Below are 19879 nucleotides of genomic sequence, written 5' to 3'. Positions count from 1 at the left end.
TCGGTCTGGACGGGGTCGGCGCGGCCCTCTCCCGTCGTTTCTGTGCGGGCCGTCATGTGGAGGACACGGGTGGGGGGCGTGGGCTCACGCGAAAACCATTGTGACCTGAAGCACACTGGCCACGGTCGTGTTCTTGCGTAATGTGGTCAACTTCTGACGACAGGTAGTCGACCGGTTTCGGGAGCTGGACTCCGCAGATGCACACGGACACCGCACTACCGGAGAGCGTGCTCGTGGAACGGGCACAGGACGGCGACGACCGTGCCTTCGAGATCCTGGTGCGCCGCCACCAGGACGCCGTCTACCGCATCGCTCTGCGCACCCTCGGTGACGCCGCCGAGGCCAGGGACGCCGCACAGGAGGCCCTCATCACGGCCTGGCGCAAGCTGCCCGACCTCCGGGACCCGAAGGCGTTCCCCGCCTGGCTGCACCGGATGGTGGGCCGCCTCGCGCTGAACGCCCTGCGCGCCCGCCGCCCCGAGGACCCCGCCGAGGAGGACCACGAGGGGCTGTGGGAACGCGGCGCCGGCCCCGCCGACAGCGCCCTGGCCACCGACCTCCACGAGGCCCTGCGCGAGGCGCTGTCCGGGCTGCCACCCCCACAGCGGATCTGCTGGGTCCTCCGAGAAATGGAAGGATTGGGATATGAGGAGATAGCGGAGATCGTCGACACGACCCCGACCGCCGTACGCGGGCGCATCCACCGCGCGCGTACCCATCTCGTGGAGGCGCTCGAACCATGGCGGTAGACCCGTCCGACGACCACGAACAGCTGCCCTGCGGCACCTCCGCCGACACGCTCCTGGAGCACCTCAGGGCGGGGACCGTCACCGCGCACGAGCGGACCTGTCCGCACTGCCGGGCGGCCGCCGACGAGTTCCGGCCCCTGCTCTCGGCCCTCGGCGCGGCGCTGGACAACGACCGGGAGGTCACCGCGCCGCCCGGCCTGCTCGACGACGTCATGAGCGTGGTGCGCGCCGAGGGGCGTTCACGCGGCACGCTCCGACTGCCCGACACCGGCTCGGGCGGGACCCCCGGGGACACGCGCGTCCGCCACTCGGCGGTCTCCGCGATGCTGCGCGCCCGGGTGGACCCGGCCGGGGGGCTGGTCCTGGGCCGCTGCCGGATCGAGGACACCCTGGAGGGGCTGGTCGTCACCGCCACCGCCCGGGTCCTGACCGGAACCGTCATCCCCGACGCCACGGCGAGGGCCCGCCGGGACATGAGCACCTTCGTCGAGGACCGGTTGGGCCTGCGGGTCGCACGGATCGACATCGACGTGACCGACGTGATCGACCTCCCCTGAACGGGTCGACCCAGCCGCCCACCTCGGCGTCCCCATGAGGGACGGCGTCCGGCACGGGGGCTTGTAGGGTCGGGACCGGCGTCGGGACCGGCGTCGCCACCCTCCCCGTAGCCGACCGCACCCGGTCCGGGCGGGGGCCGTCCCCGGAGCGAAGGGCACCACCCATGACATCGGCACTCCCCGGCGCCTGGAAGCTGTTGGAGGCGGGAGACGCCCCTGCGGCCGTGCGCTCGCTGAGGAACGCGTCGGACGACCTGCCGCTGGGGGACCTGGCCGAGTTCACCTCGGCGGTCGCCGACGGCCTGGGCCTCGACGACCTCTCGACCGTCTCCGGGGCACTGCGGGCGGATCCCGGCAGCGCCCAGGCCTGCTACGACTTCGGCTTCGAGTGCCTGGAGGTCGGCGCCCCGCACCTGGCGGTCCCGGCCCTGCGCGCGGCACGTCGGCTCGCCCCCACCGCCGCCCCCGCCCTGTGGGAACTGGTCTCGGCCCTGGAGGACCAGGAGCGGCACGGCGACGCGGTGCGCGAGCTGCGCGCCTGGGAGGACGGCCTCCCGGACTGGCCGGGCGGCTACCTGCTCGCCTACAACGCCCTGTGCTCCGGGGACGTGGAGGCCGCACAGGAGGTCCTCGCCCGCCTGTCCACGCCCGAGGACGACGGCTGGGACCTGGCACACGACCGGATCACCCGCATGGTGGAACGCGCTGGTGCCGCGCGGGCGGCGGGCCCGCTGGACGACCGTGACCTGCGCGGATGGCAGTTCGCTCTGACCGGGGCGATCCTGGGGCAGATCTCCCCGCACGGGTTGGACGAGGGCATGAACGGCCGGTACGCCCACCTCGGCGACTCCTACGACGCGTGCCGGACCGGGATCCGCGACCTGGTCACGGTGCTGGAGGCCACGGGGAGCCGACCGGACGCGGTCATGCCGCTGCCGGACCGCTCCAGCCGTGTCCTCGGACTGGCCGCCGCCCGGTTGTTGGACCTGCCCGTGGTCCCGGTGGACCCGGAGCGCTCGGACGCCCTGGTGGTCGCCTACGACCTCACCGACTCGGATCCGGACCTGCTGCGCGCGCTGGTGCCCCGCGCGCCCGGACAGGTCCTGTTCGAGCACGCCTCCTGCTGGACCTCACCGCCCGGTGCCACCGCCGACGTCGTCTCCCTGCTGCACCAGAGCGTCATGCCGCCGTGGGGCGACCATCTCCGGGTGGTGGACGGCGAGGTGGAGCAGGTCCCCGCCGACGAGTCACCCGAGGAGGAGCTGGCCGAGCGGGTCGTCACCGCCGGGACCGAGGACCGGGACACCGCGCTGCCGACCTTCGCCGCGGCCGTCGCGGACCACTGGGCGCGGGGGCCGCGTCTGCCCGTGTCGACCTCCGGACCGGTGCGCAGCTCACGCTTCGAGTGACCCGCCGCACGGACCTCCGCCGCCCCGAATCCGGGACGGCGGCGGAGTTGTGGGTAAATGGAACCTATGGTTTCCCCCCGATCACACTTCGCAAGGAACACAGTCCGCACCACGACCCTCACCCTCGGGGCGGCCTGCGCCCTGGCGGTGGGCTCGGCGCTGCTCGCCACCCCCGCGCACGCCGTCCCGACCACCCCCACCGTCTCGGCGTCCTCCGCCGCTGAGGTGACGACCGACCTTCGCAAGGGTGACTCCGGCGCCCAGGTGAACGCCCTCCAGGAAAGACTGTCCGCACTCGGTTACTGGATCGACGGCGTGGACGGCGAGTTCGGCCCGCACACCGAGCACGCCGTGATCGCGCTCCAGAAGGCCGCCGGGATCGACCGCGACGGTCTCGTCGGCCCCGCCACCCGCGCCGCCCTGGAGGAAGGCACGGTGCCGTCCGCCACGAGCGCGGGCACGGCCGTGGAGATCGACCTCGAACGCCAGTTGTTGCTGGTGGTCGTCAGCGGCGAGGTCGAGAAGGTCATCCACACGTCCACCGGCTCCGGCCAGCCCTACGAGGGCTCCGACGGCTCCGAGCGGATCGCCACCACGCCCACGGGTGAGTACGCGGTCTTCCGGGACGTCGACTCCTGGGACCCGGGGCCCTACGGCGCGCTGTACCGGCCCAAGTACTTCAACGGCGGCATCGCCGTGCACGGGTACCCCAGCGTTCCGGCCCAGCCCGCCTCCAAGGGTTGCGCCCGCGTGAGCCTGGCCGCCATGGACTGGCTGTGGGAGCAGGGCCACATGGACGTGTACGACACCGTGGTCGTGCGCTGACCGAAACCCCGCCCCCTCCTGCCCCCGGGCCGTGTCGGTCCGCCCATCGCGGGTAGGAGGGGGCTCGTGCCCTTCCACATCGCCACCGCCCCCGGGCGCCCCGACCGCCCGAACGAGGACTTCGCCGCCGCGACCGCCGCGGTCGCGGTGCTGCTCGACGGGGTGAGCGCCCCCACCGACTCGGACGACGGCTGCTCACACGGGGTCTCCTGGCACACCCGTCGCCTCGGGTCGCTGCTGCTGGCCGCGCTCGACGGTGGCGCCGCCCCGCGTGAGGCGCTGGCGGAGGCGATCACCACCGTGTCGTCCCTGCACGAGGGGACCTGCGACCTCGGCCTCCAGGAGACGCCCTCGGCCACGGTGGTGGCGGTCCGGGTCGAGGCGGACCACCTGGAGTACCTGGTGCTGTCGGACTCCGTGCTGCTCACCGAGGCCGACGGCGGGGTCCGGTTGATCGCTGACACGCGGCTCGACGACCTGAGGCCCCGTGTGGGTCCCGGGCAGGCCGTCCGCGCCTGGCGCAACGTCCCGGGCGGCTTCTGGACGGCGGGGGCGGCCGCCCGCGCCGCCGAGGAGGCCGTGGTCGGGACGGTCCCCCTGGGCCCCTTCCTGGCGATGACCGACGGAGCGAGCCGTGCCGTGGAGGTGTTCGGGGACCTGTCCTGGGAGGGCGTGTTCGAGCTGGTCCGGCACCGGGGGCCCGCCGCGCTCGTGGGCCGGGTCCGGGAGCTGGAGGCGGCCGACCCCTCCAGCCGACGGTTCCCGAGAGGCAAGGTCCGGGACGACGCCACCGCCCTCTGGTGGACTCCCTGACCCCTCGCCAGGTTACGGACACCCGAAAGGCAGAGTTCCGGGCGCCGAATCTGTCAAAAATGAAAGATCATTTTCCAGTGGTGCCCGAGTGAACTGGGAAAAGAATGTTCCCGGCATTGCTGACGTTTGTATTGGGGCCACCGATCACCGGAAATCCGTTTTCTGAGAGAACTTCCCAACAGAACACCGCACCTCGAAGCCCTCACCTCGAAAAAGAGACGTACGCCTCGCACGGACCCGGACACCGCTCGCTTTCGCGTTTCGTCTTCTTCGGGTAGATTCCCTGCAACCGGCCAGTGAGCGTTCCCGCCACAACGCACCCGTCAGAAGGTCGGCTCTCTTTGACCCCCTTGCCCGTACCCGTGACCCACGGGTACTGGAGAGTCTTATCCATGACCCAGGCCGTCACCCCGACCGCCGAAAAGGAGACCGTGTGAGTGTCCCGGGACTCCTCGAACCGACCGGACCCAACCGCGCACCGCACCGGACCGGTTGGCTGGACCGCGTCCCCTCCGAGAACATGACCCTCCCCATCGACCCCGTCGAGAGCGTGCGCCCCGATCCCGAGCGGCGCCCCAACCCCATGGACGCGCGGACCCCCGCCGAGTTCCTCCTCACCATGCGCCGTTACCTCTCCTGGGCTGGCGGCTGGTCGTACCTGGAGCTGGAGTACAAGTGCGGCGGTGTGGTCAGCGCCGCCAAGTTCCAGCGTGCGCTGGAGGGCTCCGATCTGCCCGGGTACGTGTTCCTGATGGCCTTCGTCACCGCCTGCGTGGGCACCGACGAGGGTGAACGCCTGCGCTGGGCCACCTCCTGGCACCGCCTGCGCCGCGCCGCTCGCGCCGAGGAGGACGCCCAGCGCGTCCCGAGACAGGACGAGCAGCACCAGCACTGACGGCCCGGGCGGCTTCCCGGGCCGCGGCCCCGGTCGCGCGCCGGGCCGGCGGTCCCTGCCCGCGCGCCCGAACCGGTGACGCCCGGCCGACACCGCCGACGCCGCACGCACTGGCGCCCCCGGAACGCCTCCGGCTCACGGAACCCCGTCGTGGCCTCACGCACCACCGCCCAGGCGCGTTGTCCCCTGGGCAACACCACCCACACCGGCGATCCCCCGGCCAGCCTCCGTTCCGGTGACCGGAATCCGCGCCCTGCCTCCGGGCCGCCCCTCCCGCACCCCTGGACCGTGCAGCCGCCCCGGCCTCTATACACACCATGTATACCTCCTGTGTATAGTCGACCCATGTCACTCGGCCAGACTCTCCTGGGGCTGCTGGAAACCCGCCCCCAGCACGGATACGACCTCAAGCGCGCCTACGACGAGCGCTTCGCCACCAAACGGCCCCTGGCCTACGGGCAGGTCTACGCGACCCTCTCGCGTCTCCTCAAGAACGGGCTCGTGGAGGTGGACGCCGTCGAGCCCGGCGCCGGACCCGAACGCAAGCGGTACACCGTGACCGAAGCCGGGGTCACCGACGTCGAGCAGTGGCTCACTCAGCCGGAGAGCCCTGAGCCCTACCTCCAGAGCACCCTGTACACCAAGGTCGTGCTGGCCCTCCTCACCGGCCGACCGGCCGACCAGATCCTCGACGTGCAACGCGCCGAGCACCTGCGCCAGATGCGCGAACTCACCCGCCGCAAGACCGGCGGGGACCTCTCCGACCAGCTCATCTGCGACCACGCGCTGTTCCACCTCGAAGCCGACCTGCGCTGGCTCGAACTCACCGCCGCCCGCCTGAACGACCTCGCCGGAGAGGTGCGCGGCCGATGACCCCTCCCACACCCCACCCCCTCCCCGACCAGCTCCCCGGGTCTGCCGGGAAACCCCTGCTCGTGGCGTCGGGGCTACGCAAGTCCTTCGGTCTCACCAGGGCCCTGGAGGACGCCTCCCTGAGCCTGTACCCGGGTGAGATCGTGGCGATCATGGGCCCCTCCGGCTCCGGGAAGTCCACCCTCCTGCACTGCCTGGCCGGTGTGGTGCGCCCGGACGAAGGGGGGATCGAGTACGACGGGCGGGACCTGGTGAACACCTCGGACACCCGGCTCAGCTCCCTGCGCCGCTCCGAGTTCGGCTTCCTCTTCCAGTTCGGCCAGCTCGTCCCCGAACTCTCCTGCCTGGAGAACGTCGCCCTCCCCCTGAGGCTGGGCGGCAGCTCGCGACGCCGGGCCGAACGTACGGCCGCGCAGTGGCTGGACCGACTGGACGTGGGCGAGCTGGCGCGCAGGACCCCCGGCGAGTGCTCGGGCGGTGAGGGACAACGGGTCGCGGTGGCCCGGGCCCTCATCACCGGCCCACGCGTGGTGTTCGCCGACGAACCCACCGGCGCCCTCGACTCCCTGAACGGGGAACGGGTGATCCGCATGCTCACCGACGCCGCCCGGGAGAGCGGGGCGGCCGTCGTCGTGGTGACCCACGAACCCCGGGTGGCCGCCTACGCGGACCGCGAGGTCGTGTGCCGGGACGGCCGCACCCGGGACGTCGGAGGGCTGGGATGAGCCCGCGTGAGCGCTCCCCCCGCGGGAGCGACACGGAGAGGGACCGCCCCTCCATCCTCGGAGACCTCTCGCTGGGTGCGCAACTGTCCCTGCGCGGCGGCCGGGAGGTGGTCCTGCGGACCGTGCTGACGGCGATCGGGGTCGGCGTGGCCACCGCCGCCCTCCTCCTGGCCGCGTCCCTGCCGACCATCCTGGACAACCTGGCCCAGCGGCACGCTGACCGCATGGACTACCAGGTGGCCCCTTACCCGGAACCCCCCGCTGGCGACGACACCCTGCTGGTCGGCCTCGCGGACACCCAGTACGACGGGCGGGACATCCACGGGCGGGTGGTGCGCGCCGAGGGGTCCGACCCCCCGCTCCCGCCGGGGTTGGCCGAGATCCCCGGCCACGGCGAGATCGTGCTCTCCCCCGCTCTGGCCGACCTCCTCGGCGATCCCGAGGCGAAGGCCCTCCTCCAGGGGTTCGACCACCACACCGTCGTCGGGGAGATCGGACCCGAGGGCCTCATGGGCCCTGGCGAGCTGGCCTTCTACCTCGGCAGCGCGGACCTCTCCCTGGAGAACGCCGGCATCCGCGTCACCGAGTACGGCGGCGAACCCCGTGCCGTCCTGGAGGGAACGGTCATCCTGCTGATCGGCGTGGTGGGCGTGGTCGTCATGCTCACCCCGGTCGTGGTGTTCCTGGGCGCGGCCGTGCGCTTCGGTGGCGAGCAGCGGGACCGCCGCCTGGCCGCGCTGCGGCTCATGGGCGCCGACCGGCGGGCCACCCGGCGCATCGCGGCCGGTGAGACCCTGCCTGGGGTCGCGCTCGGCCTGGCTCTGGGAACGGGGATCTTCTTCCTGGGGCGCCCGATCGTGGAGTCGGTCTCGGTGTCCTCGGGACTCTTCACCGCCGACGTGACACCCCAGCCCCTGCTCGCGCTCCTGGTCCTGGTCGGGGTCCCGATGCTCTCCCTGTGGGTGGTACTCGGTTCCATGAAGGGTGTGGTGGTCGATCCGCTCGGTACGGTGCGCCGCGCCGAACGGCCGAGCCCCAGGCTGTGGTGGCGTCTGCTGCTGCTCGTGCTCGGGGTCGTCCTCATCGTCCTGAGCATGGACTTCGAGATATCCAGGCGTCTCGGCCTGACCGGGGCCGCGTGGCTGCCCCTGGTGTCGATCGGGCTCCTGGCCGTCCTGTTCGGCACGACCGCCGCACTGCCCTGGTTGGTGGAACGTGTCTTCGGACGCGCCTCGAGCGGCCCCCTCTCCCTCCAGCTGGCCCTGCGCCGTCTCGGGGCGGCGGGCGGCGGCCCCACGCGCGCGGTCAGCGGGATCATCGTGACCGTCGCGGGCGCCATCGCGTTGCAGAGCCTGTTCGCGAACGCCTGGGCGGAGTCGACGGTGGTGCGGGCGGAGACCCGCACGCAGGCGTACGCGGAGGACGAGTTCGGGGGGTCCGGGTTCCAGATCCAGGCGGACCTGATGATGCCTCCGCCCGACAACGACCCCGTCGCCGCTGTGTCGGAGGTCCCCGGAGTGGAGGAGGCCGTGGCCTTCAGCACGGTGTGGGGCGTCGCCGACAGCGGTGCCGACGTCGTCGTGCACGTCGCCGACTGCGCCGCTCTGCGGCAGATGGCCGACCTGCCGGAGTGCTCCCCCGGGGACGCCTTCAGCGGGGTGCCGGGGTTGGCGGCCGGTGACACGGTCACGGTCCGGCCCAAAGACGAGAGGGCCGAGAGCGCGTGGACGGTGCCCCGGCTCACCGAGTTCGAGGGACCGCTGGTCGAACACCCCTGGAACGCCTGGGGGCACACGGCACGGGACGTCGTCCTCGCCACCCCCGAGGCCGCCGTGCTGCCAGGGGAGATCGCGACACGGAGTTCGGTCTGGATCCGAGTCGACCCGTCCGTCCCCGGGATGGAGGATGAGCTCAGATTCGCGGTCGTGGCTCTGGACCCGACGTCACACGTGGGCTTCCCCATGCTCAGCGCCACCTACTCAGCCATGATCAACATGCGTGACGCGCTCATCGCTGGCGCCCTGGCCTCTCTGGCGGTCATCGCCGCCGGTCTGGTGGTGGGCACGGTCGAGCAGGTCCGCGGACGCAGGCGGGTGCACGCGGTCCTCACCGCCTTCGGCACGCGGCGGAGCACGCTGGTGGCCTCGGTGCTGTGGCAGACCACGCTGCCCGTGCTCCTGGGCGTCGCCCTGGCTGCGACGGTCGGGACCGCGCTCGGCCTCCTGGTGCAACGGGTGGCGGGGATCCCCCTGGCCTTCACCCCGATCGACACCCTGGTCATCGTGGGCGCGGGCGTGGGGGTGGCGTTCCTGACCACCCTGTTGGCGATCCCCGCTCTGCTGCGCACGATGCGCCCGGAGGGGCTGCGCTCGGAGTGAGGGACGCGGTAGGTCCGCCCGCGACGGCGGACCCACCCTCCGGCTCGGGCTCACCCTCCGCCCCGGGTCCACCCGCTGACCCTGGGCCCATCTCCGACCCGGGGCCACCGTCCGACCAGGCCCGGCGGGGGCGCACCGGACCGCCCCTGGCTAGGCTGGAGCGATGTCGCAGACCGGGGAGCCGCCCGAGACCGGGCCAGCACCGGACACCGCACCGCTGAGTGGCGCCGCCTGGCCCGGCGAGCTGCGCCCCTACCAGCGCGAGGCGCTCGCGGAGGTGGACCGGCGCTGGTCGGACGGGGCCCGAAGGACCTGGATCGTGCTCCCTCCCGGCTCCGGCAAGACCCTCGTCGGCTTGGAGGCCGCCCGCCGCCTGGGCCGCCGGACCGTGGTCCTGGTCCCCAACACCGCCATCCAGGGGCAGTGGATCCGGCACTGGGAGGGGTTCGACCGGCCCGAGGGCCGCACCGCCGGAAGCGAACGGGACCTCGGGCACGCCGTCAACGTGCTCACCTACCAGTCGTTGGCCGTCTTCGACCCGGACGCCGAGACCGACGAGGAGGGGCGTTCGGCCACCCCGGTCCGCGACCGACTGCACACCAACGGGCGGGCCCTGGTGGACGCCCTGCACGGCGCCGGTCCGCTCACGCTCCTGCTGGACGAGTGCCACCACCTCCTCCAGGTGTGGGGGCGCCTGCTCGCCGAGATCCTCGACGAACTCCCCGACGCCCACGTGATCGGGCTGACCGGGACCCCCGCCGCGAGCCTCACCGCCACGGAGAAGGACCTGGTCGACCGGCTCTTCGGCCCTCCCGTGACCGGGGCGTCCATCCCCGCGCTCGTCCGGGACGGATACCTGGCCCCGTTCGCCGAACTCGTGCACGTCACCGAACCCACCCTGACCGAGCACGAGTACCTGGCCGGTCAGGCGGCGAGGTTCGAGGAGATGTGCACGGACCTGCTCGCCCCCGGGTTCGCCACCACCGACTTCCTGCCCTGGCTGGACGCGCGCTTCGTCTCCCGGGAGGCCCGGGAGGGCGGCCGTGTGGACTGGGGCGCCCTGGCCGTGCGGGAACCGGAGCTCACCGACGCCGTGCTGCGCCTCCACCACCGGGGCCTGGTCGCGCTGCCCGAGGGCGCGAGGGTGCGTGAACGCCACCGGCACCCGCCGCAGGCCGAGGACTGGACGGCGCTGATCGGCGACTACGCGAGGCACTGCCTGGACCCGTCCTCGGCGAGGGACCGGGAGGCGCGTGACCGGGTCCGCGCCGCCCTGCCCTCCGTGGGCTACCACCTCACGCGCAACGGCGTCCGTCGCGGCGCCTCCCCGGTGGACCGGGTCCTGGCCCGTAGCGCCGCGAAGTCGCTGGCCACGGTGGAGATCCTCGCCGCGGAGAAGGACGCAGTGGGCCCGCGGCTGCGCGCGCTGGTCCTGTGCGACCACGAACGCGCCTCCGCCCGCTCCCCCGCCGCACTCCGGGGCGTGCTCTCCGACGACGCGGGGTCGGCCTGGCTCCAGGTCAGCCAGCTGGCCGCCGATCCGCGCACCCGCGGCCTGGACCCGGTCCTGGTCACCGGCCGCACCGTGGCGACCGGGCCGGGCACGAGCGCCGCGTTCCTGGAGTTCGCCCGGTCCGAGCTGCCCGGGGTGGACCTGGCCCTGCGCGAGACCGACGGCCTGCACACGGTGGAAGGGGCATGGACCTCCCGCACGTGGGTGGGGGTGGTGACGCGTTTCCTGGAGTCCGGCGGTTGCCAGGTGCTGGTGGGCACGCGCGCGCTGCTCGGCGAGGGGTGGGACGCGCGCGGGGTGAACACCGTGGTGGACCTGACCACCGCGACCACCCCCACGGCGGTCGTTCAGAGCCGGGGACGGGCGCTGCGCCTCGACCCGGCGTGGCCGGAGAAGGTGGCGCACACCTGGACGGTGGTGTGCGTGAGCCACGAGCACCCGCGCGGCGCCGCCGACTGGAACAGGTTCGTGCGCAAGCACGAGGGCTACCTGGGGGTGGGCGCCGACGGCGGGGTGATGAGCGGGGTGGCGCACGTGGACCCGGGGCTGTCCCCGTACGACCCGCCCGAGGACCCCCGTCGGGTCAACCGCCGGATGCTCGGGCGCGCGGCCGACCGCGAGGGGACCCGGGCCCGGTGGCGGCTGGGCACCGGCTACGCGGACGTGCTGCTGCCCACGCTGCGGGTGTACGAGGGGCGGGCGATGCCGGTGGAGGTTCCGGAGGCGGGCATGGACCTGGCGCTTCCCGCGGCGCCCGAGGTGCTGGTGGGGGATCAGGTGATCCATCCGGAACCGGTCGACACACCGCCCGCCCGGCATCTGGTGCCCACCCTCGTCCCGGGCGCGATCGCCGCGCTCTGCCTGGTGTTCGCTCCCCTCGGGCTCGGGCTGCTCGCGGCGGCCGCCGGGTTCGGCCTGGCGGCCCTGGTCCACTGGTGGCGCGACTCCCTCCGGGTCCGCCGGGAGACCCTGCGCAGGCAGCGGGAGGCCGCTCGTGTGCGCTCATTGGCCCGCGAACCGGTGGGGACCTCGCGGTACGCGTGCGCGGTGGCCGACGCGCTGCACTGGGCGGGCCGCTCGGACACCGGCGCCGAGGGGGTCCGTGTCCACGTGGACACCGACGGGGTGTACCGGTTCACGCTCGCCGACCCGGGTTCGGCGGAGCTGTTCGCCGAATCCCTGGACGAGACCCTGGGCCCGCTGGTGGGAGATCTGCGCTACCTGGTGCCCCGGCACGTCCTCACCGCCCAGGAGGGGGACGGGACCGGTGCGGGTTCCGGGGTGACGCCGAAGGACACGACCGTGCCGGTCTTCCACGCGGTGCCCTCCGCCCTGGCCCGTAACAGGAAGGGCGCGCTCGCCTTCGAGCGGGCGTGGCGCCGGTGGGTGTCCCGGGGCTCGGTGGTGCACACCCGCTCCGAGGAGGGGCGGGCCCTGCTCGCCGCCCACTTCGGCGGCTCCCCCCTGGAGGTGACCACGGCCCGCCGCCTCGCCTGGGAGTGAGACATGCGGAGCCGGGGAGCGAGTCCGGGCAGATCAGAGAGCTGGTCGAGCGTCCCGAATCACGGGCTTCATCCACAGGACACCGGACGTTCGGCCCGGGATCGCCCTCCCCTGGTTGGCTCGGCGCGGACGCGACCGCGTCCGCCTCCCCCGAACCTCCAGGAAGCAGCATGCGCAGATCCCTCACCGCCTCGGCCGTCCTGGCCCTCGGCCTCACCCTGGCCGTCCCCGTCAACGCCGACGAGGCGCCCTCGTACGGGGGTCCCGAGGCGACCGGGGCCGTCGAGCTGTCCGTGTTGGGCACCTACCACGCCGACGTGTTCGACGCCTCGGGGGCGGAGATCGTCGCCCACGACCCGCGCACGCAGCGCCTGTTCGTGGTCAACGCCGCCGCGGCCGTGGTCGAGGTCCTGGACGTGTCCGACCCGGAGCGGCCCGAGAAGCTCTTGGACCTGGAGACCGCGGGTGTCCGGGCGGCCGACGGGTCCGTGGTGGAGCGGGGCGGGGCCGCCAACTCCGTGGCCGTCCACGGGAACGTGGTGGCCGTGGCGGTGGAGGCCGCCGACCGAACCGACGACGGCTGGGTGGTCCTCTTCGACACCGCGGGCCGGTCGGTGAACGCCCTGAGGGTCGGCGCGCTGCCGGACATGCTGACCTTCACCGCCGAGGGCCGCACCCTGCTGGTGGCCAACGAGGGAGAGCCCAACGATGACGTCACGGTCGACCCCGAGGGTTCCGTGAGCGTGATCCCGGTGAACCGCAGGCCCGCCAACCTCACCCAGGACGACGTGCGCACCGCCGACTTCCGCGCGTGGGACGAGGGCCGTGAGCTCCACCCGGACGTGCGCGTGTACGGCCCGGACCTGTCCACCGGCGAGCCCGGCACCCCCGGACGGGTGGCGCGCAACCTGGAACCCGAGTACATCGTGGCCGACACCAACCACAGCGCCCACGTCGTGCTCCAGGAGGCCAACGCCTTCGCCGTCCTGGACCTGCGGAAGGCGGAGATCACCGACATCGTCCCCTTCGGCACCAAGGACCACATGGAGCCCGGGAACGAGCTGGACGTCTCCGACCGCGACGGCGGGATCACCATCGCCAACTGGCCGATCCGGGGCATGTACCAGCCCGACGGCTTCGACACCTACCGCTGGCGCGGGCAGACCCTGCTGGTCACCGCCAACGAGGGCGACGCCCGCGACTGGGACGGCTACTCGGAGGAGACCCGGTTGAAGAACCTGGACCTGTGCGAGGACGCCCCGCGCGTCCGGGAGTTCCTGGAGGAGAACGACCAGGGGATCGAAACCATCGAGGATCTGACCGCCGACCACAACCTGGGACGGCTCTCGGTCAGCACCGCCGAGGGGCTGCGCGAGGACGGCTCCTGCCACGAGGAGATCCACTCGTTCGGCGGCCGGTCCTTCTCGATCTTCGGTGCGGACGGCGAGCAGCTGTTCGACTCCGGTTCCGACTTCGAGCGGATCACCGCCGAGGCCGCACCGGAGTTCTTCAACTCCAACCACCGCGAGAACAACCTCGACGGCCGCAGCGACGACAAGGGCCCGGAGCCCGAGGGAGTCGCGTTGGGAAAGGTGCAGGGCCGCACCTACGCTTTCGTGGGCTTGGAGCGCGTGGGCGGGGTGATGGTCTACGACGTCACCGACCCGCGCGACGTGACTTTCACCCAGTACCTCAACAACCGCGACTTCGGTGCCGACCCGGCCAGCCGCGAGGCCGGTGACCTGGGCGCGGAGGGTCTGACCTTCATCAGCGCCGGTGACTCCCCGGTGCCGGGCGTCCCGGTGCTGGTCGTGGCCAACGAGGTCTCCGGCACCACCACGCTGTTCCGGATCGACTAGGGGCAGCGTGGGGGAACGCCGTCGGGGCGGGTGCGCGACGCACTCGCCCCGGCGGCGTTCTCAGTGTTCGGCGCCCATCAGGTGCAGCAGCGAGTGCACCGTGGTGTCCACGAGTGTGTAGCGCACCGTGCGCCCGTCCCGTTCGTCCTGGACCCAGCCCTGGAGGCGGAGTGTCCTCAGCGCCTGGGACGCGGCGACGTCGGTGATCCCGGCCGTCGCGGCGAGCTCCCCGACCGAGGCCTGGGCCGGGCCCGCCTGGTGCATCGCGGCCAGCAGGCGCAGACGAGTCGGGTCGCCGAGCAGGCGGAAGCGGTCCGCCCAGGCTCCGATGTCGATGTGGTGCTCCGAAGAGGCATCGCTGTGGGAGGTCATCGGGTCCATTATCCCCGATCGGGTCCCGGAGGGTGACCGTCGTCTCCGGCCTCGCGGGGCGGCCGGGGCGCCGCCTCCGGTTCGGAGGGGGTCCTGGTCGAACACGTGGCCGACGGAAACGACCAATACCTTATCATCTGATCAGATGGTCAACTTTTCGCCATCGAAAGACCACGTCTCCCACAAGGAAGCAGTGAATGAACGGAACCGTCCCGACACGCGCCCTCCTCGCGACCGCTCTCGCCCCGACCCTTCTACTGACCGCCTGCACCGACTCCACCGAGGCCGACGCAACGGGAACCCCGACCCGCATCGTCCTCGCCGACGCCCAGCCCCTCGGTGAGTTCGACCCGGTGAACGGCTACGGCGAACTCGGCGTCTCCCCGATCTTCGAGGGCCTCCTGCGCCCCGAGTCCTCCGGCGACGACGCACTTCCCGAACTGGTCCCCGCCCTCGCCGCCTCCGCTCCCGAACCCAACGAGGACAACACCGTCTGGGACGTGGAGCTGCGCACCGACGTCACCTTCTCCGACGGCTCCGCCCTCGACGCGGACGACGTGGTGGCCACCTACTCCGCCGTGCTGGACCCCGACACCGCGTCGGAGGTCGCCGGTTCCTACTCGATGATCGAGTCGGTCACCGCCGTCGACGACCACACCGTGCGCTTCACCCTCAACTACCCCTACTACGCCATGCCCGCGCGGCTGACCCTCGGCGTCACCCCGTCCGAGGAGATCACCCCGGGCCCGGCGGCGGACTCCCGACGCAACCGCGCACCGGTGGGCACCGGCCCCTACGTGCTGTCCGACCTCAGCGCCGACCAGGCCGTGTTCGAGGCCAACCCCGAGTACCACGGCACCGCGCCCGAGGTCACCGAGCTGGTCATCCTCTCCGTCCCCGACGACAACACCCGGGCCCAGCGCATGCGGGCGGGCAACATCGACGGCACCGTGCTTCCCCCGGTGACCGCCGAGACCTTCGCGCACGTCGACGGCTCCGAGGTCCTGCCCGTGCGCACCGCCGAGTGGCGCGGCCTCTCCCTACCCTCGGACCACCCCTTCACCGCCGACCCGGACGCCCGGCTCGCGATGAACCTCGGGGTGGACCGCGACGGGATCGTGGAGAACGTGCTCGCCGGTCACGGGCGCCCCGCGCACACCCCGGTCCCGGACGTCTACGGTGAGGCGCACGACCCGGAGGCCGTCTTCGCGTACGACCCCGACGCCGCCGCCGAGCTCCTGGACGAGGCCGGTTGGGAGGAGGGCCCGGACGGCGTCCGTGTCCGTGACGGCGACCGCGCCGAGTTCACCCTGTACTACCTGGCCTCGGACCACCTGCGCCGCGACCTCGCCACGGCCTTCGCCGCCGAGATGGAGCCGCTGGGGATCGAGGTCTACATCCAGGGAGCCTCCTGGGACGAGATGGGTGAGAACTCCACCCAGGCGGGCATCCTGCTCGGCGGCGGCGACAAGCCCTACGACCTGGACACCCAGGTGTACGCCACCCTGCACACCCGCGAGGCCGACACCCCCACCTACGAGAACCCGGGCGACTTCGCCATCCCGGGCGTCGACGAGGACCTGGAGGAGGCCCGCCGGAGCCTGGTCCCCGACGAGCGCGTCGAGGCCTACCACCGGGTCCAGCGGTCCTACGTCGAGAACCCCACGTACGTGTTCATGGCGTTCGTCGACCACACCTACGTCGCCGCCGAGGACGACTGGGACCGCGGCCCGCTCGTGCTCGAACCCCACGCCCACGGGGTCTCCTGGGGGCCGTGGTGGAACCTCGCCGAGTGGCGACGATGAGTTCCTCCCCCGTCCGCCGGATCCGGTCGCACCGGACCCGGTGGCGGGACCGCCGCCGCGAGCTGGCGGGGCTGGTGGCGCGCCGCGTCGCCCTCGGGCTCCCGATGCTCGTGGGACTGAGCGCGCTGGTGTTCCTGCTCGCCGCGCGCTCCCCCTTCAACCCGCTCGCCGCCTACCTGGGGGCGGGCTTCCAGCGGACCACCGCCGAACAGCGGGAGTCCCTCAGCACCGCGCTGGGGTTCGACGTCCCCTGGTGGCGGGCCTGGTGGTCCTGGGCCGCAGACCTGCTCCACGGGGACCTGGGCTGGTCCCGGGGGTACGCGATGCCGGTCTCCGAGGTGTTCGCCGAGCGGCTCCCGTGGACCCTGCTGCTCTCCGGCGCCGCCCTGGCCGTGGCCGTGCTGTCGGCCCTGGTGTGGGGCACGGTCGCCGGGCTCCACCCGGGGTCGTGGCCGGACCGGATCGTCACGCGCGTCGGCGTCCTGGTCCAGGCGGTCCCCCCGTTCGTCCTCGCCCTGGGCTCGGTCACCGTGTTCGCGGTGATCCTGCGCTGGGCCCCGGTGGCGGGTGCCGCCGCGCCAGGTGAGGCCCCCACGCTCGGCGGGGTGGTGACCCACCTGGTGTTGCCCGCCTGCACCCTCGCCCTGACCCAGCTCCCGTGGCTGCTGCTGGCGGTGCGCACCGCCGTGGCCCGCGCCCGGGGATCGGAACCGGTCCGTGCGGCCCGGGCTCGGGGGGTGTCCCCCGCCAGGGTGGTGACCGGACACGTGCTGCCGGTCTCGCTCGCCCCCCTCGTGACGATCGTGGGGGCGCGACTGCCCGAACTCGTCGTGGGCGCGGTGCTGGTGGAGGAGATCTTCGCGTGGCCGGGGATCGCCGCGGCCCTGATCGCCTCGGCCCAGTCGCTCGACTTCCCGCTGCTGGCCGCCCTCACCCTGGCCACCACCGCTGTTGTGCTGCTCGGCTCGCTGCTGGCCGACTCCGCCTACCTGTTCCTGGACCCGAGGGTGAGCGCCGATGTCTGAGCCCGGCCCCGGAACGAGCGCGACGGCCGCCCGACCGCGTCGACGCACCGTCCGGTTCCTGCCCGCCGCGACCCTGACCGCCCTCGTCGGCTACGCCGTCCTGGTCCCCTGGTGGGCCGGGACGCAGACGGCCGACTTCGCCCGAGCCCTGCTGCCCCCCGGCCCGGGACAGTGGTTCGGCACCGACCACTCCGGCTACGACCTGTTCGTTCGCTCCGCTGAGGGGTTGCGGGTGTCGCTCCTGGTGGCGCTGGTGTGCGCCGTGGTGGCCACGGTGCTGGGGGTGGCGGTCGGAGCGGTCGCCGCCACCGCGGGCGGCCGGGTCGACCGGTTGCTCATGCGCACCACCGACGGGGTGAACGCGCTGCCCCACCTGTTGATCGGCGTCGTCATCGTCGCCCTCTACCCCGGTTCGCTGCCCGCGATCATCGCGTCGATCGCGCTCACCCACTGGCCGCAGATCGCCCGCGTCGTGCGCGCCGAGATGCTCTCTGTGCGCTCCTCGGAGTACGTCGAGACCGCCTACCTGTGGGGCGCCTCCCGGGGACAGGTGCTGTACCGGCACCTGCTGCCCGCAGCGCTCCCGCAGGCCGCGGTGGGTCTGGTGATGCTGGTCCCGCACGCCGTCTGGCACGAGTCCACGCTCAGCTTCCTGGGCCTCGGCCTCTCACCCGACGAGGCCAGCCTGGGCACCCTGCTGGAGGTCGCGCGCGGCGACGTGTTCACCGGGGCCTGGTGGACGCTGGCCGCCCCGGCCGGTGTGCTCGTGGCCACCACGCTGTCGGTGGCCGGACTGACCCGGGCGCTGGACGGCGGACGTCCCGGTCGGCGGCGCGGACGCGGTTCGGTCCCGCCACAGGTCACCGTGTCCCCGGACCGCGGGGGGCCGGACGACGGGGCCCCGGGCGACACCGCCCCTCCCCTGGTCCGGGTACGGTCCCTGACCCTGCGGCTGCCCACCGACGACGGCCGCTGGGTGCACGCTGCCACGGAGGTGGACCTCGACCTGTGCGCGGGCGAGCTGACCGCGCTGGTCGGGGAGTCCGGTTCCGGGAAGTCCACGCTGGCCTCGACCCTGTGCGGTCTCTCACCTGCGGGGACCCGCGCCTCCGGGAGCGTGCTGGTCGACGGCCGGGAGATGCTCGGCGCCGACGAACCCGCCTGGCGCGCGCTCCGAGGGCGCGCGATCGGGCTGGCCGCGCAGTCCGGGGCCGGGACCTTCACCCCGGTGCGGCGGGTGGGACCGCAGATCGCCGAGGTGGTCTCCGCGTTGGGCACCGGGGAGTCGGTCCCCGGGCTGCTGGAACGGGTCGGTCTGGAGGCCGACGCGGCGGAGTTGTTCCCGCACGAGCTGTCCGGGGGTATGGCGGTGCGGGCGGTGACGGCCGCCGCGCTCGCCGGCCGCCCCCGGGTGCTGCTGACCGACGAGCCCACCGCCGGGCTGGATCCGGAACTGTCCGCGCAGGTCCTGCACCTGCTGAGACGCGTGGCCGACTCCGGCACAGCCGTCCTGGTCATCACCCACGACCTCCAGGCGCTGGAGACGACGCAGGTGGCCGACCACGTGGCGGTGATGTACGCGGGGCGGATCGTGGAACAGGGCCCCGCCCGGCGGGTGCTGTCCGAACCCGAACACCCCTACGGCAGAGCCCTGATGGCGGCGCTGCCCGCACACGGGCTGCACCCGCTGCCGGGGCTGCCACCGGAGCTGACCGACCTGCCCGACGACCACACCTTCGCCGACCGGACGGGAGAGACCGATGTCGTTGGTGGCTGACCGCGTCACCTGCCGCTACGGAGACCGGGTGGTCCTGCGGGGGGCGAGCCTGGCCGTCGCGCCGGGCCGCGTCCTGGGGCTGACCGGCCCCTCCGGCAGCGGCAAGTCGTCCCTGGCCCGGATCCTCACTGGCCTGCGCCCACCCGATGAGGGAACGGTGCTGGTCGACGACCGGTCACTGTCCACCCGGCGGGGTCGGATGGACGGTCGGCTGGGTCTGCTGCACCAGTCGCCCGGGGCGGCCACGGACCCGAGGATGCCGCTGCGGCGGATCATCGCGGAACCGTTCTCCGCGCGGGGCCGGTCCGGTCCGCGCGGCGCGGAGGCGGCCGACCGTGCCGCCGATCTGGCGCGCCGGGTGGGCCTGACCCCGGACCTGCTCGACCGGTACCCCGACCAGGTCTCGGCCGGTCAGCTGCAACGGGTCTGCGTGGCGCGGGCGCTGGCCGCCGCCCCGGCCTACCTGGTCTGCGACGAGCCCACCGCCATGCTCGACGCCGCTTCCACCGCGAACATCGCGCACCTGCTGTCCGAACTCGCCGCCGAGGGTGTCGGCGTGCTCGCGATCAGCCACGACCACGCGCTGCTGGACGCCTGGGCCCACGAGGTGGTGGACATCAAGGAACTGGCCGACTGACCGGAGGGCGGGCCGTCTGGCAAGCGGCCCGCCCTCCGCCCGAATGATCCGGTGGGGGATGGGCCGAACCGATGGACGGGTGGAGGCGCGAGCCGACCGGTCGAACGGTCAGAGACGCGGTTGACCGTCCGACACCGGCCCGGGGTTTCGCCCCGACCGGTCGC

Annotated in this window: 16 protein-coding genes; 15 read left to right on the top strand and 1 reads right to left on the bottom strand. The window is 73.1% G+C overall.

The genetic code is table 11. The features are described from left to right. Positions 1-197 precede the first annotated feature (197 nt). The 11 genes from BDW27_RS20050 to BDW27_RS20000 all read left to right on the top strand — a co-directional run bounded on the left by BDW27_RS20050 (position 198) and on the right by BDW27_RS20000 (position 14099). A complete protein-coding gene (locus BDW27_RS20050; protein WP_110050982.1) occupies positions 198-749 on the top strand; it encodes an RNA polymerase sigma factor in 552 nt (183 codons plus the stop codon). Continuing rightward, positions 740-1306, top strand: a complete 567-nt coding sequence (locus BDW27_RS20045) for a hypothetical protein (RefSeq protein ID WP_110050980.1) — start codon at positions 740-742, stop codon at positions 1304-1306. The genes BDW27_RS20050 and BDW27_RS20045 overlap by 10 nt, the downstream gene beginning before the upstream one ends. 164 nt (positions 1307-1470) lie before the next feature. Beyond that, positions 1471-2715 carry a hypothetical protein gene (locus tag BDW27_RS20040; RefSeq protein WP_110050978.1) on the top strand — a complete coding sequence of 415 codons (1245 nt, stop codon included), beginning with the start codon at positions 1471-1473 and terminating at the stop codon, positions 2713-2715. 66 nt (positions 2716-2781) lie between these two features. Continuing rightward, on the top strand, positions 2782-3540 hold the full coding sequence (locus tag BDW27_RS20035; protein ID WP_110050976.1) for a L,D-transpeptidase family protein: 759 nt from the start codon (positions 2782-2784) through the stop codon (positions 3538-3540). A gap of 66 nt (positions 3541-3606) precedes the next feature. After that, complete coding sequence (locus BDW27_RS20030; RefSeq protein ID WP_110050975.1) at positions 3607-4353, top strand: protein phosphatase 2C domain-containing protein; 747 nt, start codon at positions 3607-3609, stop codon at positions 4351-4353. Positions 4354-4786: 433 nt separating this feature from the next. After that, on the top strand, positions 4787-5248 hold the full coding sequence (locus tag BDW27_RS20025; RefSeq protein WP_110050973.1) for a hypothetical protein: 462 nt from the start codon (positions 4787-4789) through the stop codon (positions 5246-5248). Positions 5249-5593: 345 nt separating this feature from the next. Continuing rightward, positions 5594-6121, top strand: a complete 528-nt coding sequence (locus BDW27_RS20020; RefSeq protein ID WP_110050971.1) for a PadR family transcriptional regulator — start codon at positions 5594-5596, stop codon at positions 6119-6121. Then, entirely contained in the window at positions 6118-6846 is a 729-nt protein-coding gene (locus BDW27_RS20015) for an ABC transporter ATP-binding protein (RefSeq protein WP_110050969.1), read from the top strand. Before BDW27_RS20020 ends, BDW27_RS20015 begins: the two co-directional genes overlap by 4 nt. Beyond that, the gene (locus tag BDW27_RS20010) at positions 6843-9224 is read left to right on the top strand and encodes an ABC transporter permease (protein ID WP_110050967.1); all 2382 of its coding nucleotides are present in this window, start codon (positions 6843-6845) and stop codon (positions 9222-9224) included. The genes BDW27_RS20015 and BDW27_RS20010 overlap by 4 nt, the downstream gene beginning before the upstream one ends. A gap of 163 nt (positions 9225-9387) precedes the next feature. Next, on the top strand, positions 9388-12240 hold the full coding sequence (locus tag BDW27_RS20005; protein WP_110050965.1) for a DEAD/DEAH box helicase family protein: 2853 nt from the start codon (positions 9388-9390) through the stop codon (positions 12238-12240). A 170-nt stretch (positions 12241-12410) separates the two neighbouring features. Further along, positions 12411-14099, top strand: a complete 1689-nt coding sequence (locus BDW27_RS20000) for a choice-of-anchor I family protein (RefSeq protein WP_110050963.1) — start codon at positions 12411-12413, stop codon at positions 14097-14099. 60 nt (positions 14100-14159) lie between these two features. Here BDW27_RS20000 and BDW27_RS19995 read toward each other — a convergent pair whose 3' ends face one another. Further along, the gene (locus tag BDW27_RS19995; RefSeq protein WP_233515841.1) at positions 14160-14471 is read right to left on the bottom strand and encodes a metalloregulator ArsR/SmtB family transcription factor; all 312 of its coding nucleotides are present in this window, start codon (positions 14469-14471) and stop codon (positions 14160-14162) included. A 197-nt stretch (positions 14472-14668) separates the two neighbouring features. On the opposite strand from BDW27_RS19995, the gene BDW27_RS19990 reads away from it, so the two are divergent. Genes BDW27_RS19990 through BDW27_RS19975 form a run of 4 tightly spaced genes read left to right on the top strand, consistent with a single transcriptional unit; the run spans position 14669 to position 19715 of the window. Next, complete coding sequence (locus tag BDW27_RS19990; RefSeq protein ID WP_110050961.1) at positions 14669-16276, top strand: ABC transporter substrate-binding protein; 1608 nt, start codon at positions 14669-14671, stop codon at positions 16274-16276. Further along, complete coding sequence (locus BDW27_RS19985; protein WP_233515840.1) at positions 16273-17301, top strand: ABC transporter permease; 1029 nt, start codon at positions 16273-16275, stop codon at positions 17299-17301. The genes BDW27_RS19990 and BDW27_RS19985 overlap by 4 nt, the downstream gene beginning before the upstream one ends. Beyond that, a complete protein-coding gene (locus BDW27_RS19980) occupies positions 17294-19078 on the top strand; it encodes an ABC transporter permease subunit (protein WP_110050958.1) in 1785 nt (594 codons plus the stop codon). Before BDW27_RS19985 ends, BDW27_RS19980 begins: the two co-directional genes overlap by 8 nt. Further along, entirely contained in the window at positions 19062-19715 is a 654-nt protein-coding gene (locus tag BDW27_RS19975) for an ABC transporter ATP-binding protein (RefSeq protein WP_110050956.1), read from the top strand. Before BDW27_RS19980 ends, BDW27_RS19975 begins: the two co-directional genes overlap by 17 nt. Positions 19716-19879: the final 164 nt, after the last annotated feature.

Source organism: Nocardiopsis sp. L17-MgMaSL7 (assembly GCF_003182025.1).
Classification (GTDB): domain Bacteria; phylum Actinomycetota; class Actinomycetes; order Streptosporangiales; family Streptosporangiaceae; genus Nocardiopsis; species Nocardiopsis prasina.
This window is presented reverse-complemented; position numbering and strand designations above follow the sequence as displayed.